The organism is Acidovorax sp. NCPPB 3576 (assembly GCF_028473605.1).
Classification (GTDB): domain Bacteria; phylum Pseudomonadota; class Gammaproteobacteria; order Burkholderiales; family Burkholderiaceae_C; genus Paracidovorax.
Window position 1 is genome coordinate 5,309,408 of record NZ_CP097267.1, and the last position, 18,269, is coordinate 5,327,676.

Annotated in this window: 18 protein-coding genes; 8 read left to right on the forward strand and 10 right to left on the reverse strand. The window is 68.2% G+C overall.

Features of this window, described 5'->3' with window-relative positions; all coding sequences use genetic code 11:
- The first annotated feature begins 365 nt into the window (after positions 1–365).
- The 4 genes from paoA to M5C98_RS24205 are packed head-to-tail and all read left to right on the forward strand — an operon-like array spanning position 366 to position 5,225.
- Positions 366–1,046 carry an aldehyde dehydrogenase iron-sulfur subunit PaoA gene (gene paoA, locus M5C98_RS24190; protein WP_272550099.1) on the forward strand — a complete coding sequence of 227 codons (681 nt, stop codon included), beginning with the start codon at positions 366–368 and terminating at the stop codon, positions 1,044–1,046.
- On the forward strand, positions 1,043–1,999 hold the full coding sequence (locus M5C98_RS24195; protein ID WP_272550100.1) for an FAD binding domain-containing protein: 957 nt from the start codon (positions 1,043–1,045) through the stop codon (positions 1,997–1,999). Before paoA ends, M5C98_RS24195 begins: the two co-directional genes overlap by 4 nt.
- Complete coding sequence (gene paoC, locus M5C98_RS24200) at positions 1,996–4,194, forward strand: aldehyde oxidoreductase molybdenum-binding subunit PaoC (RefSeq protein WP_272550102.1); 2,199 nt, start codon at positions 1,996–1,998, stop codon at positions 4,192–4,194. Before M5C98_RS24195 ends, paoC begins: the two co-directional genes overlap by 4 nt.
- A 17-nt stretch (positions 4,195–4,211) precedes the next feature.
- Positions 4,212–5,225: an XdhC family protein gene (locus M5C98_RS24205; RefSeq protein WP_272550103.1), complete on the forward strand. Its 1,014-nt coding sequence runs from the start codon at positions 4,212–4,214 to the stop codon at positions 5,223–5,225.
- Positions 5,226–5,300: 75 nt separating this feature from the next.
- Here the strand turns inward: M5C98_RS24205 and M5C98_RS24210 are convergent, their stop codons facing one another.
- From M5C98_RS24210 to M5C98_RS24220, 3 genes are read right to left on the reverse strand one after another with little or no spacing between them, the layout of a single operon-like run.
- Complete coding sequence (locus tag M5C98_RS24210) at positions 5,301–5,651, reverse strand: DUF4148 domain-containing protein (RefSeq protein WP_272550105.1); 351 nt, start codon at positions 5,649–5,651, stop codon at positions 5,301–5,303.
- Positions 5,652–5,689: 38 nt separating this feature from the next.
- Complete coding sequence (locus M5C98_RS24215; RefSeq protein ID WP_272550107.1) at positions 5,690–5,986, reverse strand: YciI family protein; 297 nt, start codon at positions 5,984–5,986, stop codon at positions 5,690–5,692.
- Positions 5,987–6,030: 44 nt separating this feature from the next.
- Positions 6,031–6,837: an SDR family NAD(P)-dependent oxidoreductase gene (locus tag M5C98_RS24220; RefSeq protein WP_272550109.1), complete on the reverse strand. Its 807-nt coding sequence runs from the start codon at positions 6,835–6,837 to the stop codon at positions 6,031–6,033.
- Positions 6,838–7,055: 218 nt separating this feature from the next.
- Here M5C98_RS24220 and M5C98_RS24225 point away from each other — a divergent pair, with 218 nt between their 5' ends.
- Positions 7,056–7,493 carry a winged helix-turn-helix transcriptional regulator gene (locus tag M5C98_RS24225; protein WP_272550110.1) on the forward strand — a complete coding sequence of 146 codons (438 nt, stop codon included), beginning with the start codon at positions 7,056–7,058 and terminating at the stop codon, positions 7,491–7,493.
- Between the two features lie 132 nt (positions 7,494–7,625).
- Here the strand turns inward: M5C98_RS24225 and chrA are convergent, their stop codons facing one another.
- The gene (chrA, locus tag M5C98_RS24230) at positions 7,626–8,984 is read right to left on the reverse strand and encodes a chromate efflux transporter (protein ID WP_272550112.1); all 1,359 of its coding nucleotides are present in this window, start codon (positions 8,982–8,984) and stop codon (positions 7,626–7,628) included.
- A 126-nt stretch (positions 8,985–9,110) separates the two neighbouring features.
- Entirely contained in the window at positions 9,111–9,815 is a 705-nt protein-coding gene (locus tag M5C98_RS24235; protein WP_272550113.1) for an SDR family oxidoreductase, read from the reverse strand.
- Between the two features lie 124 nt (positions 9,816–9,939).
- Here M5C98_RS24235 and M5C98_RS24240 point away from each other — a divergent pair, with 124 nt between their 5' ends.
- Positions 9,940–10,818, forward strand: a complete 879-nt coding sequence (locus tag M5C98_RS24240) for a LysR substrate-binding domain-containing protein (RefSeq protein ID WP_272550114.1) — start codon at positions 9,940–9,942, stop codon at positions 10,816–10,818.
- Between the two features lie 30 nt (positions 10,819–10,848).
- Here the strand turns inward: M5C98_RS24240 and M5C98_RS24245 are convergent, their stop codons facing one another.
- Positions 10,849–11,772, reverse strand: coding sequence for a DMT family transporter (locus M5C98_RS24245; protein WP_272550115.1), 924 nt, complete (start codon positions 11,770–11,772; stop codon positions 10,849–10,851).
- 180 nt (positions 11,773–11,952) lie between these two features.
- Between M5C98_RS24245 and M5C98_RS24250 the strand changes: the two genes are divergently transcribed.
- Positions 11,953–12,846 (forward strand): LysR substrate-binding domain-containing protein, encoded by an 894-nt coding sequence (locus tag M5C98_RS24250; RefSeq protein ID WP_272550116.1) that lies wholly within the window; start codon positions 11,953–11,955, stop codon positions 12,844–12,846.
- Between the two features lie 22 nt (positions 12,847–12,868).
- On the opposite strand, the gene M5C98_RS24255 is transcribed toward M5C98_RS24250, so the two are convergent.
- Entirely contained in the window at positions 12,869–13,414 is a 546-nt protein-coding gene (locus tag M5C98_RS24255) for a GNAT family N-acetyltransferase (RefSeq protein WP_272550117.1), read from the reverse strand.
- A gap of 271 nt (positions 13,415–13,685) precedes the next feature.
- Here M5C98_RS24255 and M5C98_RS24260 point away from each other — a divergent pair, with 271 nt between their 5' ends.
- Positions 13,686–15,461 carry a GGDEF domain-containing protein gene (locus M5C98_RS24260; RefSeq protein WP_272550118.1) on the forward strand — a complete coding sequence of 592 codons (1,776 nt, stop codon included), beginning with the start codon at positions 13,686–13,688 and terminating at the stop codon, positions 15,459–15,461.
- A gap of 149 nt (positions 15,462–15,610) precedes the next feature.
- Here M5C98_RS24260 and M5C98_RS24265 read toward each other — a convergent pair whose 3' ends face one another.
- From M5C98_RS24265 to M5C98_RS24275, 3 genes are all read right to left on the reverse strand, one after another.
- Positions 15,611–16,315, reverse strand: coding sequence for a riboflavin synthase subunit alpha (locus M5C98_RS24265; RefSeq protein ID WP_272550120.1), 705 nt, complete (start codon positions 16,313–16,315; stop codon positions 15,611–15,613).
- 115 nt (positions 16,316–16,430) lie between these two features.
- Positions 16,431–17,738, reverse strand: coding sequence for an esterase-like activity of phytase family protein (locus tag M5C98_RS24270; protein ID WP_272550121.1), 1,308 nt, complete (start codon positions 17,736–17,738; stop codon positions 16,431–16,433).
- Positions 17,739–17,904: 166 nt separating this feature from the next.
- Positions 17,905–18,264, reverse strand: coding sequence for a hypothetical protein (locus M5C98_RS24275; RefSeq protein ID WP_272550122.1), 360 nt, complete (start codon positions 18,262–18,264; stop codon positions 17,905–17,907).
- Positions 18,265–18,269: the final 5 nt, after the last annotated feature.

Consider the following 18,269-nt stretch of genomic DNA (forward strand, 5'->3'; position numbering starts at 1 on the left):
CCCGATCGGCAATGCAAGGACGGGGACAGCGAGAGCTAATACAACGTGACGGGCCCGTTTTGCTCTTCCTGGACGATCCTGTCCATGGGTATTCCGGCATCCGGGGTTTCGCATTTCCATTCCTGAAGTGGAGGGCCGACGATGAGCACGGTATTGAAACAGACAGGCACCGAAGCGAGGGTCCGACAACTCCCTTGCTCCCCTGGTGGCTGACAGGCAGACGCGGCATTGGCCTCCAAACAAACCCATCACCCTTTGAGCAGGATGCGCCATGCGAGGCATGCGAAGACACGCCCGCGCACGCACTCCCCGCACCCCCGGCGAAGTGACCGGAGGGCCAGTCCGCTCCTGAAAAGGACCCCACGATGCAAAATTTCAAAGACCCCGCGCTGACCCGGCGAGACCTGTTCGTCGTGGGGGCCGCCTCGGCTTCGGCGGTGGCCGCCACGGGCGCTGGTGCAAGAACCGCGGCCACACCCGCCGTATCCGAGCCGCCCACGCGCGGCGCGGCGCCCCAGGGCGAGAAGACCCTGCCGGTCCGAATGACCATCAATGCCCAGCAGCACACCCTGTCGCTGGACACCCGCACGACGCTGCTCGACGCCCTGCGCGAGCACCTTCACCTCACCGGCACCAAGAAGGGGTGCGACCACGGGCAGTGCGGCGCCTGCACGGTCATCGTCGATGGCCGCCGCATCAATGCCTGCCTGACCCTGGCGGTGATGCACGAGGGCGCGCAGGTCACCACCATCGAGGGCCTGGGCCAGCCGCAAAAGCTGCATCCGATGCAGGCGGCTTTCGTCAAGCACGACGGCTACCAGTGCGGCTACTGCACGCCGGGCCAGATCTGCTCGGCCGTGGGCATGCTCGACGAGATCAAGGCCGGCATTCCCAGCCACGTTAGCGGCGACCTCACGGCGCAACCCCTGCTCTCGGCCGACGAGATCCGCGAGCGCATGAGCGGCAACCTTTGCCGCTGCGGCGCCTATTCCAACATCCTGGATGCGATCACCGAAGTGGCCGCAACGAACGGGGGTGCCGCATGAAGCCATTCACCTACGAACGCGCGGCCTCCGTGCAGGCCGCTGCGGCGGCTGCCGCAGGCAATCCGCAGGCCCGGTTCATCGCTGGTGGCACGAACCTGCTGGACCTGATGAAGCTGCAGATCGAGGCGCCCACGCACCTCATCGACATCAACGGCCTGGGCCTGGACGCGATCGAGCCGACGCCCGAGGGCGGGCTGCGGATCGGCGCGCTGGTGCGCAACACCGACCTGGCCGCCCATGCCGGCGTGCGGCGCGACTACGGCCTGCTGTCGCGCGCCCTGCTGGCTGGTGCGTCAGGCCAGTTGCGCAACAAGGCGACCACCGCCGGCAACCTGCTGCAGCGCACGCGCTGCCCCTACTTCTACGACACCAACATGCCGTGCAACAAGCGCCAGCCGGGCGCGGGCTGCGCGGCCATCGGCGGCGTCACGCGCCAGCATGCGGTGGTAGGCGCGAGCGAGGCCTGCATCGCCACGCACCCGAGCGACATGGCCGTCGCCATGCGGGCGCTGGATGCGGTGGTCGAGACGGTGCGGGCCGATGGCCAGCCGCGCCGCATTCCCATCGCCGACTTCCACCGGCTGCCGGGAAACACCCCGCACATCGAGACCGCGCTCGAGGCCGGCGAATTCATCACCGCCGTGACGCTGCCCGCGCCGGCGGGCGGCACCCACATCTACCGCAAGGTGCGCGACCGCTCCTCGTACGCCTTCGCGCTCGTCTCGGTGGCGGCGGTGCTGCAAAAGGACGGCACGGGCCGCGTCGCGCTGGGCGGCGTGGCGCACAAGCCCTGGCGCATGGCGTCGGCGGACGCGGCCCTGCCGCAAGGCGCGCAGGCCGCCACGGCGCAACTGCTGGGCGCGGCGCGCCCCACCCACGAGAACGCATTCAAGGTGGCCCTGGTCGAGCGCACGCTTGCTGGCGTGCTGGCCGAGGCGAAAGGCCAATCATGAAATTCGACACCCCCGCTTCGCACAATGCCATCGACCAGCTCAAGGTGGTCGGCCAGCCGCTGGACCGCATCGACGGCCCGCTCAAGACCAGCGGACAGGCGCGCTACGCCTACGAGCAGCACGACGTCGCGGCGCGACAGGCGTACGGCTACATCGTGGGATCGTCCATCGCCAAGGGGCGGATCGCCTCGATGGACCTGTCCGCCGCGCGTGCCGCGCCGGGCGTTCTGGCCATCGTCAATGCCCAGAACGCCGGCAAGCTCGGCAAGGGCAAGATGAACGTCGCCCGCCTGCTGGGCGGCAGCGGCATCGAGCACTACCACCAGGCCGTCGCGCTGGTCGTGGCCGAGACCTTCGAGCAGGCCCGGGCCGCCGCGCACCTGCTGAAGATCGACTACGTGAGCGCGCCCGGCGCGTTCGACCTATCGGCCGCGCGGGATTCCGCCACCGTGCCGAAGTCCTCCAAGCCGGAGAGCGCGTTCGGCAATTTCGCTGGCACCTACCCCGAGGCCCCGGTGCGGCTGGATGCCACGTACACCACGCCCGACCACACCCACGCCATGATGGAGCCGTTCGCCTCGGTGGCGGCCTGGGAGGGCGACCACCTCACGGTGTGGCTGTCCAACCAGATGATCGCCTGGACCGCGGGCGACTTGGCCAAGACGCTGGGCCTGGCGCCCGACAAGGTGCGGCTGGTGTCGCCCTACATCGGCGGCGGCTTCGGCGGCAAGCTCTTCCTGCGGGCCGACACCGTGCTGGCCGCGCTGGGCGCGCGCGTCGCAGGCCGGCCGGTCAAGGTGGCCATGCAGCGCCCGCTCATGGCCAACAACGGCACGCACCGGCCCGCGACCATCCAGCGCATCCGCATCGGTGCGGGCCAGGACGGGCGCATCACCGCCATCGGGCATGAGAGCTCGTCCGGCAACCTGCCGGGCGGCGACCCCGAGGACGCCATTGCGCAGACGCGGCTGCTGTATGCCGGCGCCCACCGCTACACGGCGCTGCGCATCTCGCAACTGGACCTGCCCGAGGGCAATGCCATGCGCGCGCCCGGCGAGGCGCCCGGGCTGATGGCGCTGGAGATCGCCATGGACGAAATGGCCGAGCGGCTGGGCATCGACCCCATCGAATTCCGCGTCCTCAACGACACCCAGACCGACCCCGAGAAGCCGGGCCGCAAGTTCTCGCAGCGCCAGTTGGTCGAGTGCCTGCGCCTGGGCGCGGAGCGCTTTGGCTGGAGCCAGCGCAGCGCGGCACCGGGCCAGCGGCGCGAGGGCCGCTGGCTGGTGGGCATGGGCGTGGCCGCGGGCTTTCGCAACAACCTGCTGATGAAATCGGCCGCGCGCGTGCGCCTGGACCGCACGGGGCGCGTGACCGTGGAAAGCGACATGACCGACATCGGCACTGGCAGCTACACCATCATGGGCCAGACGGCCGCCGAGGTGATGGGCGTCGCGCTCCAGCAGGTGGACGTGCGCCTGGGCGATTCGGCCTTTCCGGCCTCGGCCGGCTCGGGCGGCCAGTGGGGTGCCAACAACGCGACGGCCGGCGTGTACGCCGCCTGCATGAAGCTGCGCGAAACCATCGCCCGCAAGCTCGGTGCGGAGCCGGTCGATGCCGTCTTCGCCGATGGCGCGGTGCGCGTGGCGGGGCGTTCGGTGCCCCTGGGCGAGGTGGCGGGCGAGGCTGGCCTGGTGGCCGAGGACGCCATCGAATACGGAGACCTCGACAAGCAGTACCAGCAGTCCACGTTCGCCGGGCATTTCGTCGAGGTGGGCGTGGCGGTGGACACGGGCGAAGTGCGGGTGCGCCGCATGCTGGCCGTGTGCGCGGCGGGCCGCATCCTCAACCCCAAGACCGCCCGCAGCCAGGTCATCGGCGCCATGACCATGGGCGTGGGCTCGGCGCTCATGGAAGAACTGGCCGTGGACAAGCGCCGGGGCTTCTTCGTCAACCACGACCTGGCCGGCTACGAGGTGCCCGTGCATGCCGACATCCCGCACCAGGAGGTCATCTTCCTGCCGGAGACCGACCCCATCTCCTCGCCGATGAAGGCCAAGGGCGTGGGCGAGCTGGGCCTGTGCGGCGTGGGCGCCGCGGTGGCCAACGCGATCTACAACGCCACGGGGGCACGGGTGCGCGACTATCCCATCACCCTGGACAAGCTGCTGCCGCATCTGCCAGCCTACGCCTGACACCGGAGCTGCGGGCTGTGGACAACCTCGATTTCCGGGTGCTGCACACCCTGCGCGACTGGCGCCGCGCGGGGGTGCACGGCTGGCTGGTCACCGTGGTGCGGACGTGGGGCTCGTCACCGCGGCCGGTGGGCTCCATCCTCGCGCTGTCGGACCGCGGCGCGGTCGTGGGCTCCGTCAGTGGCGGCTGCATCGAGGACGATCTGATCGCCCGGTGCTGCGACCCGGCCCGGGAAGACGCACTGCCCCCAACCCCCGGCGCGCCGATGGTGCTGAAGTACGGCATATCTGCCGACGAAGCGCACCGCTTCGGTCTGCCCTGCGGCGGCACGCTGGAGTTGCTGCTGGAGTGCGACCCGGCCCTCGATTCCCTGGAGTGCCTGGTCGATGCCTTGGCCGAGGGTTGCCTGGTGCGCCGCAGCGTGCGGCTCTCCGATGGGGCGGTTACCTTGTCCGAGGCCAGCGGCGCGCAGGCCTTCCATGCCGATGCGCAGACGGTGGCCCACACCTTCGGGCCGCAGTTCCGCATGCTGCTGATCGGCGCGGGGCAACTGGCCGAATACCTGGCCACCATGGCCGGTTTCAACGGCTTCGCGGTGACGGTGTGCGACCCGCGGGCGGAGTACCGCGGTGCGTGGTCGGTGCCCAGCGCCACCCTGGCCGAGGGCATGCCCGACGATGTGGTGCTGGCCTTTCGGCCCGACCGGCGCAGCGCCGTGATCGCGCTGACGCACGACCCCAAGCTGGATGACCTCGCCTTGCTGGAAGCATTGAAGACCGATGCGTTCTATGTCGGCGCCATCGGCAGCCGGCGCAACAACGGGGCCCGGCGGCAGCGGCTGGCCGAGCACTTCGATCTGGGCGCGCACGAGTTGGCGCGTCTGAGGGGGCCGATCGGCCTGTTCATCGGCAGCAAGACCCCGGCGGAGATCGCCGTCAGCGTCATGGCCGAGGTGCTGGGTGTCCGCAACGGCGTGGCGATCCCCAGGCAGATGCAGGTGGCGCCGGCGAAGGAATGGCTGGCGGGTTGAGGCGTGCCTCCCGCCAGGGAGTGATCGGACAGAGCCCTTGCCATGCCCGCCCACCCTTTGGCATGGCGCTGCGGCTCACTTCTTGTCCATGGCCTTCTGGACTTCCGCCTGGAACGCGTCGCTGCCGCGAAGGCGCAGGTACTCCTGGTAGGCCGCCTCGTAGGCCTTTGTCTCCAGCCCGTACGAACGCGACAACTCTTCGTACCGATCGGCTCCCGAACGGCGCCACAGGGCGAGGTCCGCGATCACTTCGGCACGGGACAACTCTTGTTGCCTGGACGCGCTGTCCTGTGCGTGGGATGGCATCGCGAAGGACATGGCAAGGGCGAACACGGCAGCGGCTGCCGGAAGCATGCCGCGGCGTACTCCCGACGGGTTCGGGGCGGTCTTCATGGAAGACACGGCGGGCAATTGGGAATAAGGCATTGGAGGTTCTCCGAATCAGGCAAGCAATGGGGACCGCATCAATCGCGGGTTTTCAAATGGAGCATGGGGTGGTGCTCGTAGTGGCCGATTCCTTGTCGGATCAGCGGGTCCCCGCAGGTGAGTGCGGTGATTTCCTGGTCGTCGGCGATTTGAAAGAGCGACACGCCATAACCCCCCGCAGGGTCCATGACGGGACCATGGGCGACGATCAGCCCTTGAGCGAGCAGCTGGTCCAGGTACATCCCGTGTTGCTTCATTCCCTCCTGCTCATCGGCAGACATCGTGGGGAGAAAATCCGCGCGGGGAGGAATGAATTTGCAGAGAAAATATTTCATGGTGTGTTTTTGGTTGGGTGCGCCAAATCCTGGCATTTCCAGATTCACGCTGCGGTTTTCACGCTTTTCAAAATCGCGCCTTCGAACATTTTCGGAAGGTAGCTTTGAAGGAACAGAATCATTGCGGTCATCTTCCCCACCGGGTTGCTGAATCTGGGCTCTTTCGCCCCGATCAACCGGGTAATGGTCTGCACCACGGCATCGGGCGCTTCGGCTTCGTCGATGCCCTTTTGCGTCGCTGCATCGGCCTGCTTGCGGTAGGCGTCGTAGTCAGCGATGCGACCCGTGTTGGCCGCAACGGCGTTGTGGGCCAGATTGGTTTTGAACCAGACGGGCTCCACCATGCTGACCTTGATATTGAACGGGTCCAATTCGAACCGCAGGGATTTGAAAAACCCTTGCACCGCGTGTTTGGATGCGGAGTAATAAGACAGGTTGGGTGGGCCGATCAGGCCGACGATGGAGCTCACCGTGATGATCTGCCCCCGCTTTTGCTTGCGGAAATGGGGCAGCAAGGCGTTCGTGACCTTGACCGTGCCCCAGAAGTTGGTTTCGAACTGGTCGCGGCCCACGGCCACCGAGGTTTCTTCGGCCAGGCCGGTGACCATATAACCTGCGTTATTGACCAATACGTCCAGTTGCTGGGTATGGGCAAACAGCTGGTCGGTGAAGTGCCGGATGGATTCGTCATCATCGATATCCAGTCGCAGCATTTTGAAAGGCACCTTGCCCGCGTGCTTTTCAGGCTCGCGGCTGGTGCCGATCACATTGAAGCCTTGCTGTTGAAGCTGGTTGGCGAGCAGCAAACCGAAGCCGGAGGATGCTCCGGTAATCAAGACGGTCTTTTTCATGGGTGAGGTTCTCTGAGAGGGATAGGCAGAACTAAAGGATGGGCAGAGGACGCGAATTCATCGGGTGGTGGGATGAAGCCCCAGCCCCAAGGCGAGTGCGTGACCCGTGCAATACAAAACGGTGCTGAACAGGGATTCCTTCTAGGCATGGGAGAGGATGGACTGGCGATGGCCCGCATGTTAGTATCGATTTAATAGTGAGTCAATACTGAAACGATATGAACACCGAAAAATCTTCCGAAAGCACCTGCCCCATCGCGCGCAGCCTGGACTTCCTGGGCGATGCCTGGACGATGCTCATCCTGAGAGACGCCAATTCCGGATCGACGCGCTTCGACCAGTTCAAGAAGAGCCTGGGGATCGCGCCCACCATGCTGACCAAGCGCCTGGCGACCCTGACCGAAGAAAAGCTGCTGGAAAAGCGGCAGTACTCCGAGCGTCCGCCGCGCGAGGAATACGTCCTGACCGAAGCGGGGCGCGATTACCTGCCGGTGCTTTTCATGATTGGGGCTTGGGGTCGAAAGCACCGGGGCGAAGGCCGGCTGGTGCGCTTCGTGGACGCCGAGAACGGCACCGATATCCAGCCCGTCGCGATCGATGCGGTGACGGGCGCGCCCATCGGCACGCGTGCCATCAAAATGGTGAGCCCCGAGTAGCGGGCGCCCTCCCGAGCCCGGCAGACGCGCCGGGGCGGGTTTCGATCACCCTCCCAGGCGCGCGATGGGAGCGGCGTGAAGGCGGTTTGCCAGGCCGCGGCCGCCCTCGCCCCGCGCCCCTCTTCCTGTGGTTCAGATGCCCGAAATACGGCACACCACGCCGAGCAGTCCCGAGAGCGCCAGCACGGGCATCACGCCCCATCGGAGCCTGAACAGGGCGATCGCCGCGAGCATTCCGATGACCGCGGCTGCCGCGTCGAAGCGGCCTCCTGCGCCCTGCGGCCACAGCACGTGATACGCGAAGAAGACCGCCAAGTTGGCGATCACGCCGACCACCGCCGCGGTGATCCCGGTCAGCGGCGCGGTGAATTTCAGGTTGCCGTGGGTGGACTCGATGAACGGCCCGCCCAGCAGGATGAAAACGAACGAGGGCAGGAACGTGAAGAACGTCACGGCGGCCGCGGCCACGGCACCTGCCAGGAACAGCGATTCGGGGCCGAAGATGGCGTGGGTCCATGCGCCGACAAACGCCACGAACGACACCACCATGATGAGCGGGCCGGGCGTCGTCTCGCCCAATGCCAGCCCGTCGATCATCTGCGCGGCGCTCAGCCATTGGTGGTGATCGACGGCGCCCTGGTAAACATAGGGAAGCACGGCGTAGGCGCCGCCGAAGGTCATCAGCGCGGCCTTGGTGAAGAACCAGCCCATCTGGGGCAGCACCGCATTCCACCCGTACAGCGCGCAAAGCCCTCCCAGCGCGAGCAGCCACAGGCCGGTGCCCACCAGCAGCACCTTGCAAAACCGCGCCCAGGAAAACAGGGCATGGGCCGGCGTGGGCGTGTCGTCGCCGATGAGCGCCTGTCCAGCCGATGCGGGCGCCTTGCCATGCGCCCCGCCCCCGGAAAAGGCCTGCGGCGACACCTTGCCGCCCAAGAAGCCGACCGCGGCCGCGAGCAGCACGATGGCGGGAAACGGCACCTGCAGCGCGAAGATGGCAACGAAAGCCGCCACCGCGATGCCCCACAGCCAGCGGTTTTTCAGCGTTCTTGAGCCGACCCGATACGCGGCCTGCACGACCAGTGCGGTCACGGCCGGCTTGATGCCATAGAACACCCCCGCGATCACCGGCACATCCCCATGGGCCATGTAGAGCCAGGACAGGCCGATGAGGATGAACAGGGACGGCAGCACGAACAGCGTGCCGGCGAGGATGCCGCCCCAGGTGCGGTGCAGGAGCCAGCCGAGGTAGGTGGCCAGTTGCTGGGCCTCGGGCCCGGGCAGCAGCATGCAATAGTTCAAGGCGTGGAGAAAGCGCTTTTCCGAGATCCACCGGCGGCGTTCCACCAGTTCCGCATGCATGAGGGCGATCTGCCCGGCCGGCCCGCCGAAGCTGATGAAGCCGAGCTTCAGCCAGAAAAGCAGGGCCTCGGAAAGCGGGAGGGGTTGGGGGTGTGCCGGTGCGGCGTCGTCGGGCAAGGCGGTGTCCATGGCCACTTCCATGAGAGCTTGCAGCACTTGGACGGGACACCGTCTACCCGGAAGGGACGGGAGGCTGGGTTCCCGGTGCGCGCATGTTATCGCCGCCGCTGCGGCCATGGAAGGCCCCGGGGCGGATCATGGCGCGCGCGTCAGCCCGCCATCCACCCGCAAGTTTTGCCCCGTGATGTACGCCGCCCCGTCCGATGCCAGGAAGGCGACCGTCGCGGCAACTTCCGCCGTGGTGCCGTAGCGCTGCAGCGGCACCGCGGCGCGGCGCTCTTCCCACACGGGCAGGCTGTCGATCCAGCCGGGCAGCACGTTGTTCATGCGCACGTTGTCGCCCGAGAAGCTGTCCACGAAGATGCGGGTGAACGAGGCCAGGCCGGCGCGCATGACGGACGATGCCGGGAACAATGCGCTGGGCTCCAATGCCCAGGCCGAGGAGATGTTGACGATCGCGCCGCTGCGCTGCTTTTGCATGATGGGCGCCACCAGGCGCGTGGGCCGGATCACGTTCAGCAGGTAGGTGTTCATTCCGTCGAGCCATTGCTCGTCGGACAGGTCCAGCAGCGGCGCCCGCGGCCCGTGCCCCGCGCTGTTGACCAGCACGTCGATGCGGCCCCAGCGGCGATGGGCCAGATCCACCAGCCGGCCCAAGTCTTCCACCGACTGGTTGGACCCGGTGACCCCGACGCCCCCCAGTTCCTCCGCCAGCGCCTGCCCCTTGCCGGAGGAAGAAAGAATGCCGACGTGAAAGCCATCGGCCGCTAGGCGCCTTGCTGCGGCCGCACCCATGCCCGTGCCACCGGCGGTGACGAGGGCTACTTTTTCTACTGCCATTGCCTGTCCTTGCCTGTGCTTGCATGCCTTCGTCGGCACACAGGAATTGTTGGGCAAATGGTTGATTTCAGGGCGGCGGAATGCACCAGATGGCCTGTTCCGATTCAGTAGAAAATCTGCACCCATGACCGATCCCCTGGGGCGCATGCCCTCGCTCAATGCGCTGCGCGCCTTCGAAGCCGCCAGCCGCCACCTGAACTTCCGCCTGGCCGGGCTGGAACTGGGCGTGACACAAGGCGCGGTGGCGCAGCAGATCCGCGCGCTGGAGGCGGAACTGGGCCTGAAGCTTTTCGAGCGCCTGCCCCGCACCTTGGCGCTGACGTCCAACGGCCAGCGGTACATCGTCGGCGTGCGGCGGGCGTTCGAACTGCTGGCCGAGGCCACGGAAAGCCTCGTCCCCCAGCCCCTGCGACTGACGGTGAGCGTCACGCCCACCTTCGCCACGAAGTGGCTCATCCCGCGGCTGGATGGGTACACGCGACGGCACCCCAGCGTCGATTTGCGCATCCTCGCCACGGAGCGCCTGGCGCACTTCCACAACGAGGCGGTGGATCTTGCCGTGCGCTATGGCCGGCCGCCGTTCGGCCCCGGGCTGTCCGCCGACCTGCTGTTCGAGGAATGCCTGGTGGCCGTCTGCAGCCCGCTGTGGCAGGACCGAAGCGCGCAGGCCGGCGGGGGCGCAGCGCAGGTGCTTTTGCACGATGCCCAGTCGCCGTGGGAGGTGTATTTCGAGCAGTGCGCGCCGCTGGCCAGGGTGCCAGCAGCGCGCGCCATGCATTTCAACCAGACCACGCTGGCCATCGACGCCGCCGTCATGGGGCAGGGCATTGCGCTGTCCCAGCAGGAGTTCGTGGCGCAAGACCTCGCCGCGGGGCGCCTGGTGTTGGCGTTTCCCGATGCCTTGCGCACCGGCGCGGGGTACTACCTCGTGGCCCCCCGCAAGCAGCGGCACCCCGAGCCGGTCGCGGATGTGAGGCGCTGGCTGCTGAGCGGGGCGGGCTGAACGCCTCTTCTACGGGCCCTGCCCGTCCAGTCAACGCCCCGCCTTCGCTGCCGCAGCGACCGCCGGAGCGGGCCGCAGCACCAGCCACAGCGCCGCGGCGATCAGCCCGCCGCCGGCCGCATGCGCAGCCGTGGCGGCCTCGCCCAGCACCAGCCAGCCCCAGGCCACGCCGAACAGCGGCACCAAAAAAGTGACCGACAGCGCCTTGAGCGGTCCCACGTCCGCGATGAGCCGGAAATACAGCACATAGGCCAGGGCCGTGCACAGCAGCCCCATGGCAAGCATCGCGGCCCACACCGCGGGCGGCGCGGCCATCCAGGTGGCGGGCAGGCCGGGCTCGCGCCACACCTCCCAGGCCGCGAACGGTGCCAGCACCAGCACGGCGCCCCACTGGCTGCCCACCGCCACCAGGCGGCTGTCGAGCCCGCCGCGCGCGGTGATCCAGCGCCGCGTGAGAAAGCCTGCCGCGCCGTAGCAGGCCGTGGCCACCAGGCACGCGCCCATGCCGGCCAGCACCTGCGGCGACAGGGCCACGGGCCCGGTTTGCGCCAGCACGGCCACACCGGCCATGCCCAGCAGCACGCCGGACGTGCGCGCGGCGGTGATCCGCTCGCCGAAGGCCGCCGCGCCGATCAGCACGCCCATGAGCGGCGTGGTCGCATTCAGGATGGCGCTGTAGCCCGCCGGCAGCGTGCGCGCCGCGAGCGCGAACATCAGGAACGGCACCCCCGAATTGACCACGCCCAGCACCAGCGCCGCGCCCAGCTTGCCGTGAAAGGCCGGTCGCAGCCGCGCGAACGCCAGCAACGCCATCAGCCCGGCCGCCGCCAGCGCCACGCGTCCGAAGGCCGTGGGCACCGCGCCCAGCACCGGCACGGCGATGCGCATGAACAGAAAACTGCCGCCCCACAGGGCGGCCAGGGCGAACAATCGAATCAGGCTGGCAAGGGTCATGGACGGCGCCGGCGGGGCACGGACCCCGCCGGATCGGCAAAACGAAACGACGAAACCGAAGGCATCCGCAAGGCCCTGGCGGGCCCGGGCCGCCCCGGCGCTGGAGGCCCATTCTTCGAAATCCGGCGGGCTCTCGCAAACCATTTATGCTGCACGACTGTTTATTTCTGCTCAACGGTCATGCGCCTGCCTCCCCTCATCGCCGTGCGATTTTTCGAAGCCACTGCGCGCCACCTGAGCGTGCGGCGTGCCGCCGTCGAGCTGCACGTCACGCCCGGTGCGGTGTCACAGCAGATCCGCAAGCTGGAGGAGTTCCTGGGCTGCACGCTGTTCGAGCGCCTGCCGCGCGGACTGGCACTCACGCGGGCGGGCGCCGAATACCAGTCGGCCTGCAGCGATGCGCTCGCGGTCATCGGCCATGCCACCTCGCGGGTGGCCGCCGGCGCGCGGCGCGTGGTGCTGGTGAGCTGCACGCCCGGCTTCGCCGTGCAGTGGCTGGTGCCGCGCCTGCAGGACTTCCAGCAGCACGCGGCGGGCCTGGACGTGCACGTGAGCACCACCAACCGCACGGTCGATCTGGCCGGCGATGGCGTGCATTTCGCGGTGCGCCACGGCATGGGAAAGTACCCGGGCCTGCGGGCGGAAGCGCTGCTGGCCGACGATCTGGTGCCCGTGTGCAGCCCACGCCTGATCGCACCGCGGCGCATCGCGCGGGCCCGTGACATCGATGGCCCCCGGCTGCTGCACGACGAGCATCGGGGCGATTGGCGCCTGTGGTGTGAAGCCCACCGTATGCCCCGGCTAAACACCGATCAGGGCGTGGTGTTCGCCGATTCCAACGGCGCGATCGAGGCCGCTGTGGCCGGGCGGGGCTTTGCGCTGGTGCGCCGCGCCCTCATCGCACGTGAATTGGCCACGCGCGCATTGATCGGCGTGCAGGCCGGCGCGCTGGCCACGCCGCTGGCCTATCACTTGGTGTACGCGGCGCCCGCGCTCATCGATCCGGAATTGCGGCGCTTTCGTGACTGGATCGTGGCGCAGGCCGGGCAGGAGAGCGGCGGCGGCGCCGCGTGAACGGCCGAGCGGTGGCAGGCCTTCAATCCTCCGTCAAAGCCCGCACCATATACACCGCGCCTTCTCCGTAGGTGGCCAGCCGCTGGCGCTGTACGGCATGCTGCAGCGGCGCGGGCGCATATCCATGCCGCGCCCAGTAGCCCTGCGATCCCTGCACCGACACCAGCGCGCTGTGGCGCAGCCCTTCGCTGCGCGCCGTGGCCCAGGCCGCTTGCAGCAGCACCCGCGCGAGGCCCTGCCCCGCGAGCGCGGGCGACACGGCCATGTCATGCAGGTACAGCGTGTCGGGTGCTTCGGCGGGCTCGAAATCGCCGTGCAGCGGCGTGACCTTGGCCCCCACCGAGCGGTAGGCCGCCAGATAGGCGACAAGGCGGCCGTCGCGCGCCAGGGCCAGCGAGCATTGCGTCGGGCAGGCCAGGCGGCGCAGGAACACGGCGTGGCTTTCCTCGAAGCCCTCGCCGTAGCAGGCGCGCTGCACCTGCAGCAGGCCGGGCAGATCGGCCACGGCCAGCGGGCGCGGCAGAGACGGTGCAGGCGGCGGGAGGGCGGAGCGATCGTGGGCAGGCATGGGAGTCGGCGGTGCGATGGAGCGGACGGAGCGGCGCAAAAAGGGCTGCGAGGGGCCTGCAAGCGCGGGCAATGCGGGACACAAGCGAAGGCCTTCATGCTATGGCAGTCCCCCAAACCCCCGCGCAGGCGCATTTCTTGCTCGATGGCATCGCCAAACGCAGGCAAACCGTCGGCATTTGGCCCATTCGTTCGCAACCGGGCAAGCCCCGAGCGCCCACTGGTGAGAGAATTTCCGCACCGCTGCCCTGCCCCACTGATGCCAGACCACCATGTCTTTAAGCCGATTACTCCGCCTTTTCGGGGCCCTCGTGGTGCTGGCCGCGATGCTGCTGGTCGGCCGCATCGCCACGACGGAGTACCAGTCGGTGCGCGCGTCGGCGGCCAGTGTGGAGGCCATCGACCAGTTGCGCGCGGGGCTGCTGGCCGCCGAGATGGTGTCGCGCGAGCGCGGCCCCACCAACGGGGCGCTGGGCGGCCCCTCGCCGCTGCCCGCTGAACTGCAGCAGCCGCTGGCACAGGCCCGCGCCCGCACCGACCGCGCCTTCGACACGCTGCACGGGGTGCTGTCCTCGCGCTCGGGCGATCCCATGCTGACCGACAGCGCGCGGCGCGTGGCCGCCGCCAAGATGGCGCTGGCCACGGCCCGGGCGGCGGTGGACGAGGTGGTGGCCCAGCCGCGCCAGGAGCGGGCGCCCGAGTCGATCCGCACGGCCGTCTACGGCATGGTGGCGATCGTGCCGTTGCTGGCGCCGGTCACGAGCAGCCTGGCCAATGCCGCCCGGCAGCACTACCCGGCCCTGGCCGATGACGTGCAGGTCGCGCGCCTCACGGCCGAGCTGCGCGAGTTCGCGGGGCTGCTGGGCTCGCATTTCACGGCGGCGCTGGCGCGCCAGCAGCCGTTCACGGCCGAAGAGCGCCGCGCCATCGAGCAAACGCGCGGGCGCATCGCGCAACTGCGCTTTCTGATCGAGCTGCGGCTTTCGGTGCCCGAGCAGCCGCGCCCCATCGCCCAGGCGTGGCAGATCGTGCAGCAGCGCTACTTTCGCGACACCGGCCCGCTCATCGACCGCATGATCGCGGCGGGCGAGGGCAATGGCCGCTACGGGCTGGACGCCGCGGGCTTTGCCGCGCTCTATGTGCCCGACATGAACACCATCTTCGACGTGCGCGACACGCTGCTCAACCAGCTGCGCGAGCGTGCCAGCGCCGAATACACCCGCGCGGTGCGCATGCTCGGCCTGGTGGCCGCCGGCTCGGTGGTGCTGCTGGCACTGCTGCTGGTGGCGCTGTCGATGGTGCATCGCCGCGTTCTCAGCCCGCTGGTGCAGACCGCCCGGGCGCTGAAGGCGCTGGCCAACAACGACCTCGACGCGCCGTTGCCGCAGCCCACGGCCAACGACGAGATGGCGGCGGTGATTCGGGCCGCGCGCGAGCTGCAGCTGCAAACGCGCCAGCGCGAGGCCCTGGAGCGCGAGCGCAACAGCCTGATCGCGCAATTGCGCGAGCAATCCAACACCGACTTCCTCACCGGCCTGCCCAACCGGCGCGCCTTCTTCGATGCGGCGGAAAGCGTGCTCGCGCAGGCCCGGCGCCACGGCTTCGGCGTGGTCATCGTCATCCTGGACGTGGACCGTTTCAAGCTGCTCAACGACCAGTGGGGCCATGCGGTCGGCGACCAAGCGCTGGTGTCGGTGGCGCGTGCGCTGCGGGCCGAGCTGCGGCTGGGCGATCTGGTGGGCCGCTTCGGTGGCGAAGAATTCGTCGTGCTGCTGAGCCACTGCGACCCGGCGCACGGCGTGCGGCTGGCCGAGCGGCTGCGCGAGGTGGTGGCCAGCCTGCAGTTGCTGCTGCCTTCCTCGCCCGAGCCGCTGCGCGTGACGGCGAGCTTCGGCGTGGCCGATTCCGGCCGCCACGGCCTGGTGCTGGACCAGCTGCTGTCGGAGGCCGACGCGGCCATGTACCGTGCCAAGGAAACGGGCCGCAACCGCGTGGTTCTGGCCGAGCCGCGGGTGGACACGGGCTCCGGGGAGCTGATCATTCTCTGATGCTGCGGAGTGTGTGCTATTGAATTAATAGCAATGTGCCCTAGTGGATATTGCAGCGGAGGCCCTTTTGACCCATGGCCGCTTTTGACCCGTTCCAAGCGGGTCGAACGCCAGGCTCGCTGACCCCTGGCGCAGCACCGGATCGGTGTTCAGCGCGGCAGCACGGGCGGCTGCACGAAGTCTTCGAGCGACAAGCCCTTGTCCCGCAGCAGCGCCTCCAGCACCGGCTGCAGGGCCCCCAGGCTTTCCTGCACCGCCTCGCGCACGGTGTCCACCACCACCTGCGTGCTGCGCTCGATCTCGATGTTGAGGCGGTCGCCCGCCTGCTTGTGCTCGAACACCGTGGCGCGGCGCGTCTCGGGGATCAGCCACACCTCGAACCAGCCCTCGGCGCGGTTCACCTCGGAGACCGTCAGGCTCGCGCCGTGGATGGCGATGTAGCCCTTGGCGAAGATGTACTTGCGAAAGGCGGGCGGGATGTCCACGCGCCACACGCGGTTGTTGTCCGACTCGCGCACGCCCTGCAGCGTGGTGGCGAAGTCGATGTGGCCCGACAGCGGGTGCCCGCCGATCTCGGCGCCGTCCTTGGCCGCGCGCTCCACGTTCACCCGGTCACCCACGGCGTAGCTGCCCAGGGTGGTCACGTTCAGGCTCTGCAGCACCACGTCGAACGCCGCCGCGTTGGGCGGCAGCAGCTCGGTCACCGTGAGGCACACGCCATCCACCGCCACGCTCGCGCCCACGGCGAGGTCCTGGCAGAAGCCGGGCGGAAAATCGATGATGAAGGTCCGCAGGCCTTCGCGGTCATGGATGGCGGCGAGGGCCGCCGTGGCTTGGACGATGCCAGTGAACATGCGTGTGGATTCCCGGTGCGTGGAAAAAGGCCGCCGGGGGCAGCGCCGCGCAACCGGGTGCCCCGAGGGTGCGGCGATTTTGCCACCCGGGTCGCGGCCCGCCGCCGGCAGGGTTTCAGCGCGCGCGCAGCAGCTCGCCCACTTCCAGCAGCACCAGCTCGTTGTCGTCGGCCTGGTTGGGCTCGCGGCTGGAGCTGAACGGCAGGTTGTTGTCGTTGCCCACCACGATGTGCGTGGCGTCCACCACGTCCACGTTCTCGATGGTGAAGAACGGGAAGGCGAGCACGCCGTTGCTCAAAGGCTTCTTCGCCAGGCGCTGCGGGTCCTGGATGTTCAGCAGGTCGATGTAGCCCACCTTGCGCAGTTCGGCGCCCGCGTTGGCTTCGGTCAGCTCCACCTTGTACACGCGCTTGAACTTCGCCAGGTCGTGGAAGCAGTCCGTGCGCTTCTGGCCCTCGGGACAGGCCTTGTCGGCCGTGCCCTCGCCGTTGTCGCGCTCGATGATCAGGCCGGTGTTCTCGTCGATCATGTTGAAGTCGCCGATGGCATGGTGGTTGGCCTCCAGCACGTACTTCCAGTGGCGGCCCGTCCACTTTTCGGCGCGCACGTCGAACTCCAGCACGCGCAGGTATTGTTTGCCGCCTTCCACCGATTCATAGGCCTTGGCCGATTCGTTCCACACCGGGCCTTCCAGCAGCGCGTAGAGCTTGCTGCCGTCCCTGGACGACGCCATGCCCTCGAAGCCCTTGGAGCGCTTGATCTCGAAGGCCGGCGCCTTGGCGTCGGGCGCGCCCGCGGCGGTGATGGCCGGGTGGTCGGGCGAGCGCACGACCTTGCCGTCCACCTGCGTCTCGAACACGGCCAGCACGCGGCCGGACAGGTCGGCCTTGATGAGGTAGGGGCCGAACTCCTCGCCGATCCACAGCGCGCCGCCGGCGAACTGGAAGCTTTCGGGGTCGAAGTCCGAGCCGGTCAGGTAGCGTTCCTTCGTGCCCTCTTCGGCGATGCGGAACGGCACCTTCTTGTCCGGGTCGTGCAGGAACACCGTCTTCTGGCGCTTGAACTGGCCGCTTCGGAAGTCCACCGTGTAGTGGTTCAGGTACAGCATGAAGTCCGGCGAGTTGGCCTTGGCCCCCGCGCCGTTGTCGGTCAGGATCCAGAACGACCCGTCGGCCATGCGCTTGATGCCCGAATGGCCCTGCGCTGGCTGGCCCTGGAAGGGCAGCGACACGCCCGTGGGCCGGCCGGCGGAGGTGCCTTCCACGCTGCCCAGCTTGTCCGCGCGCTGCGGCGTGGTGAACTTGCCGCTGGTCTGCAGATCGGCCGGGGCATTCCTGGGCGCGGGAATGAAGGTCTGGGCGGGCAGCACCGCGTGGCCGGGAAGGCCTGCTGGGCGTGGGCGGGCAGCACGGCGGCGGCGCATGCAAGAAGGGCGAAGGGAGCGAGGCGGGAGAGGGGGAACATGCGAGCGGCTTGTGTGGAACAAAAGCCGGACGATGCATAGGTTGCGTGACAGGCGAGTGACGCATGCTGTCGGAGAGGGCTGTGTGTACGCAGGCGCCGCTGGGTCCCAAAGGCCCGCGGGCCTTTTATTTTTCAGTCCAGTGCAAGTACTTCAATTTTCCGTCCGTGGTCCATATCTCGGCCAGCCCGCCAGCCCGTAATAAGTACTCTTTTCCGTCGATGGTGGCCTTGAAGTAGCAAGGGAGCCACGTGTAGTCGTGCAGATTCATTTCCCAGATGGCCGTGGCCTCATTCAGCCCCTGATTGAACTGCTCCAGCGAGAGATTGAATGCTTCACACGCCATCGATGACGAGGGCGGAATATCCGGTTCGACGACTTTCTCGATACTGCTGGCTTTCAGTGTTGTCCAGGGCCTGTAAAAAAACATGCCATAGACCGCAAGGGCAAGTCCCACAGCGGCAAAAATGAAAACTTGGTTCTTCACTGAAA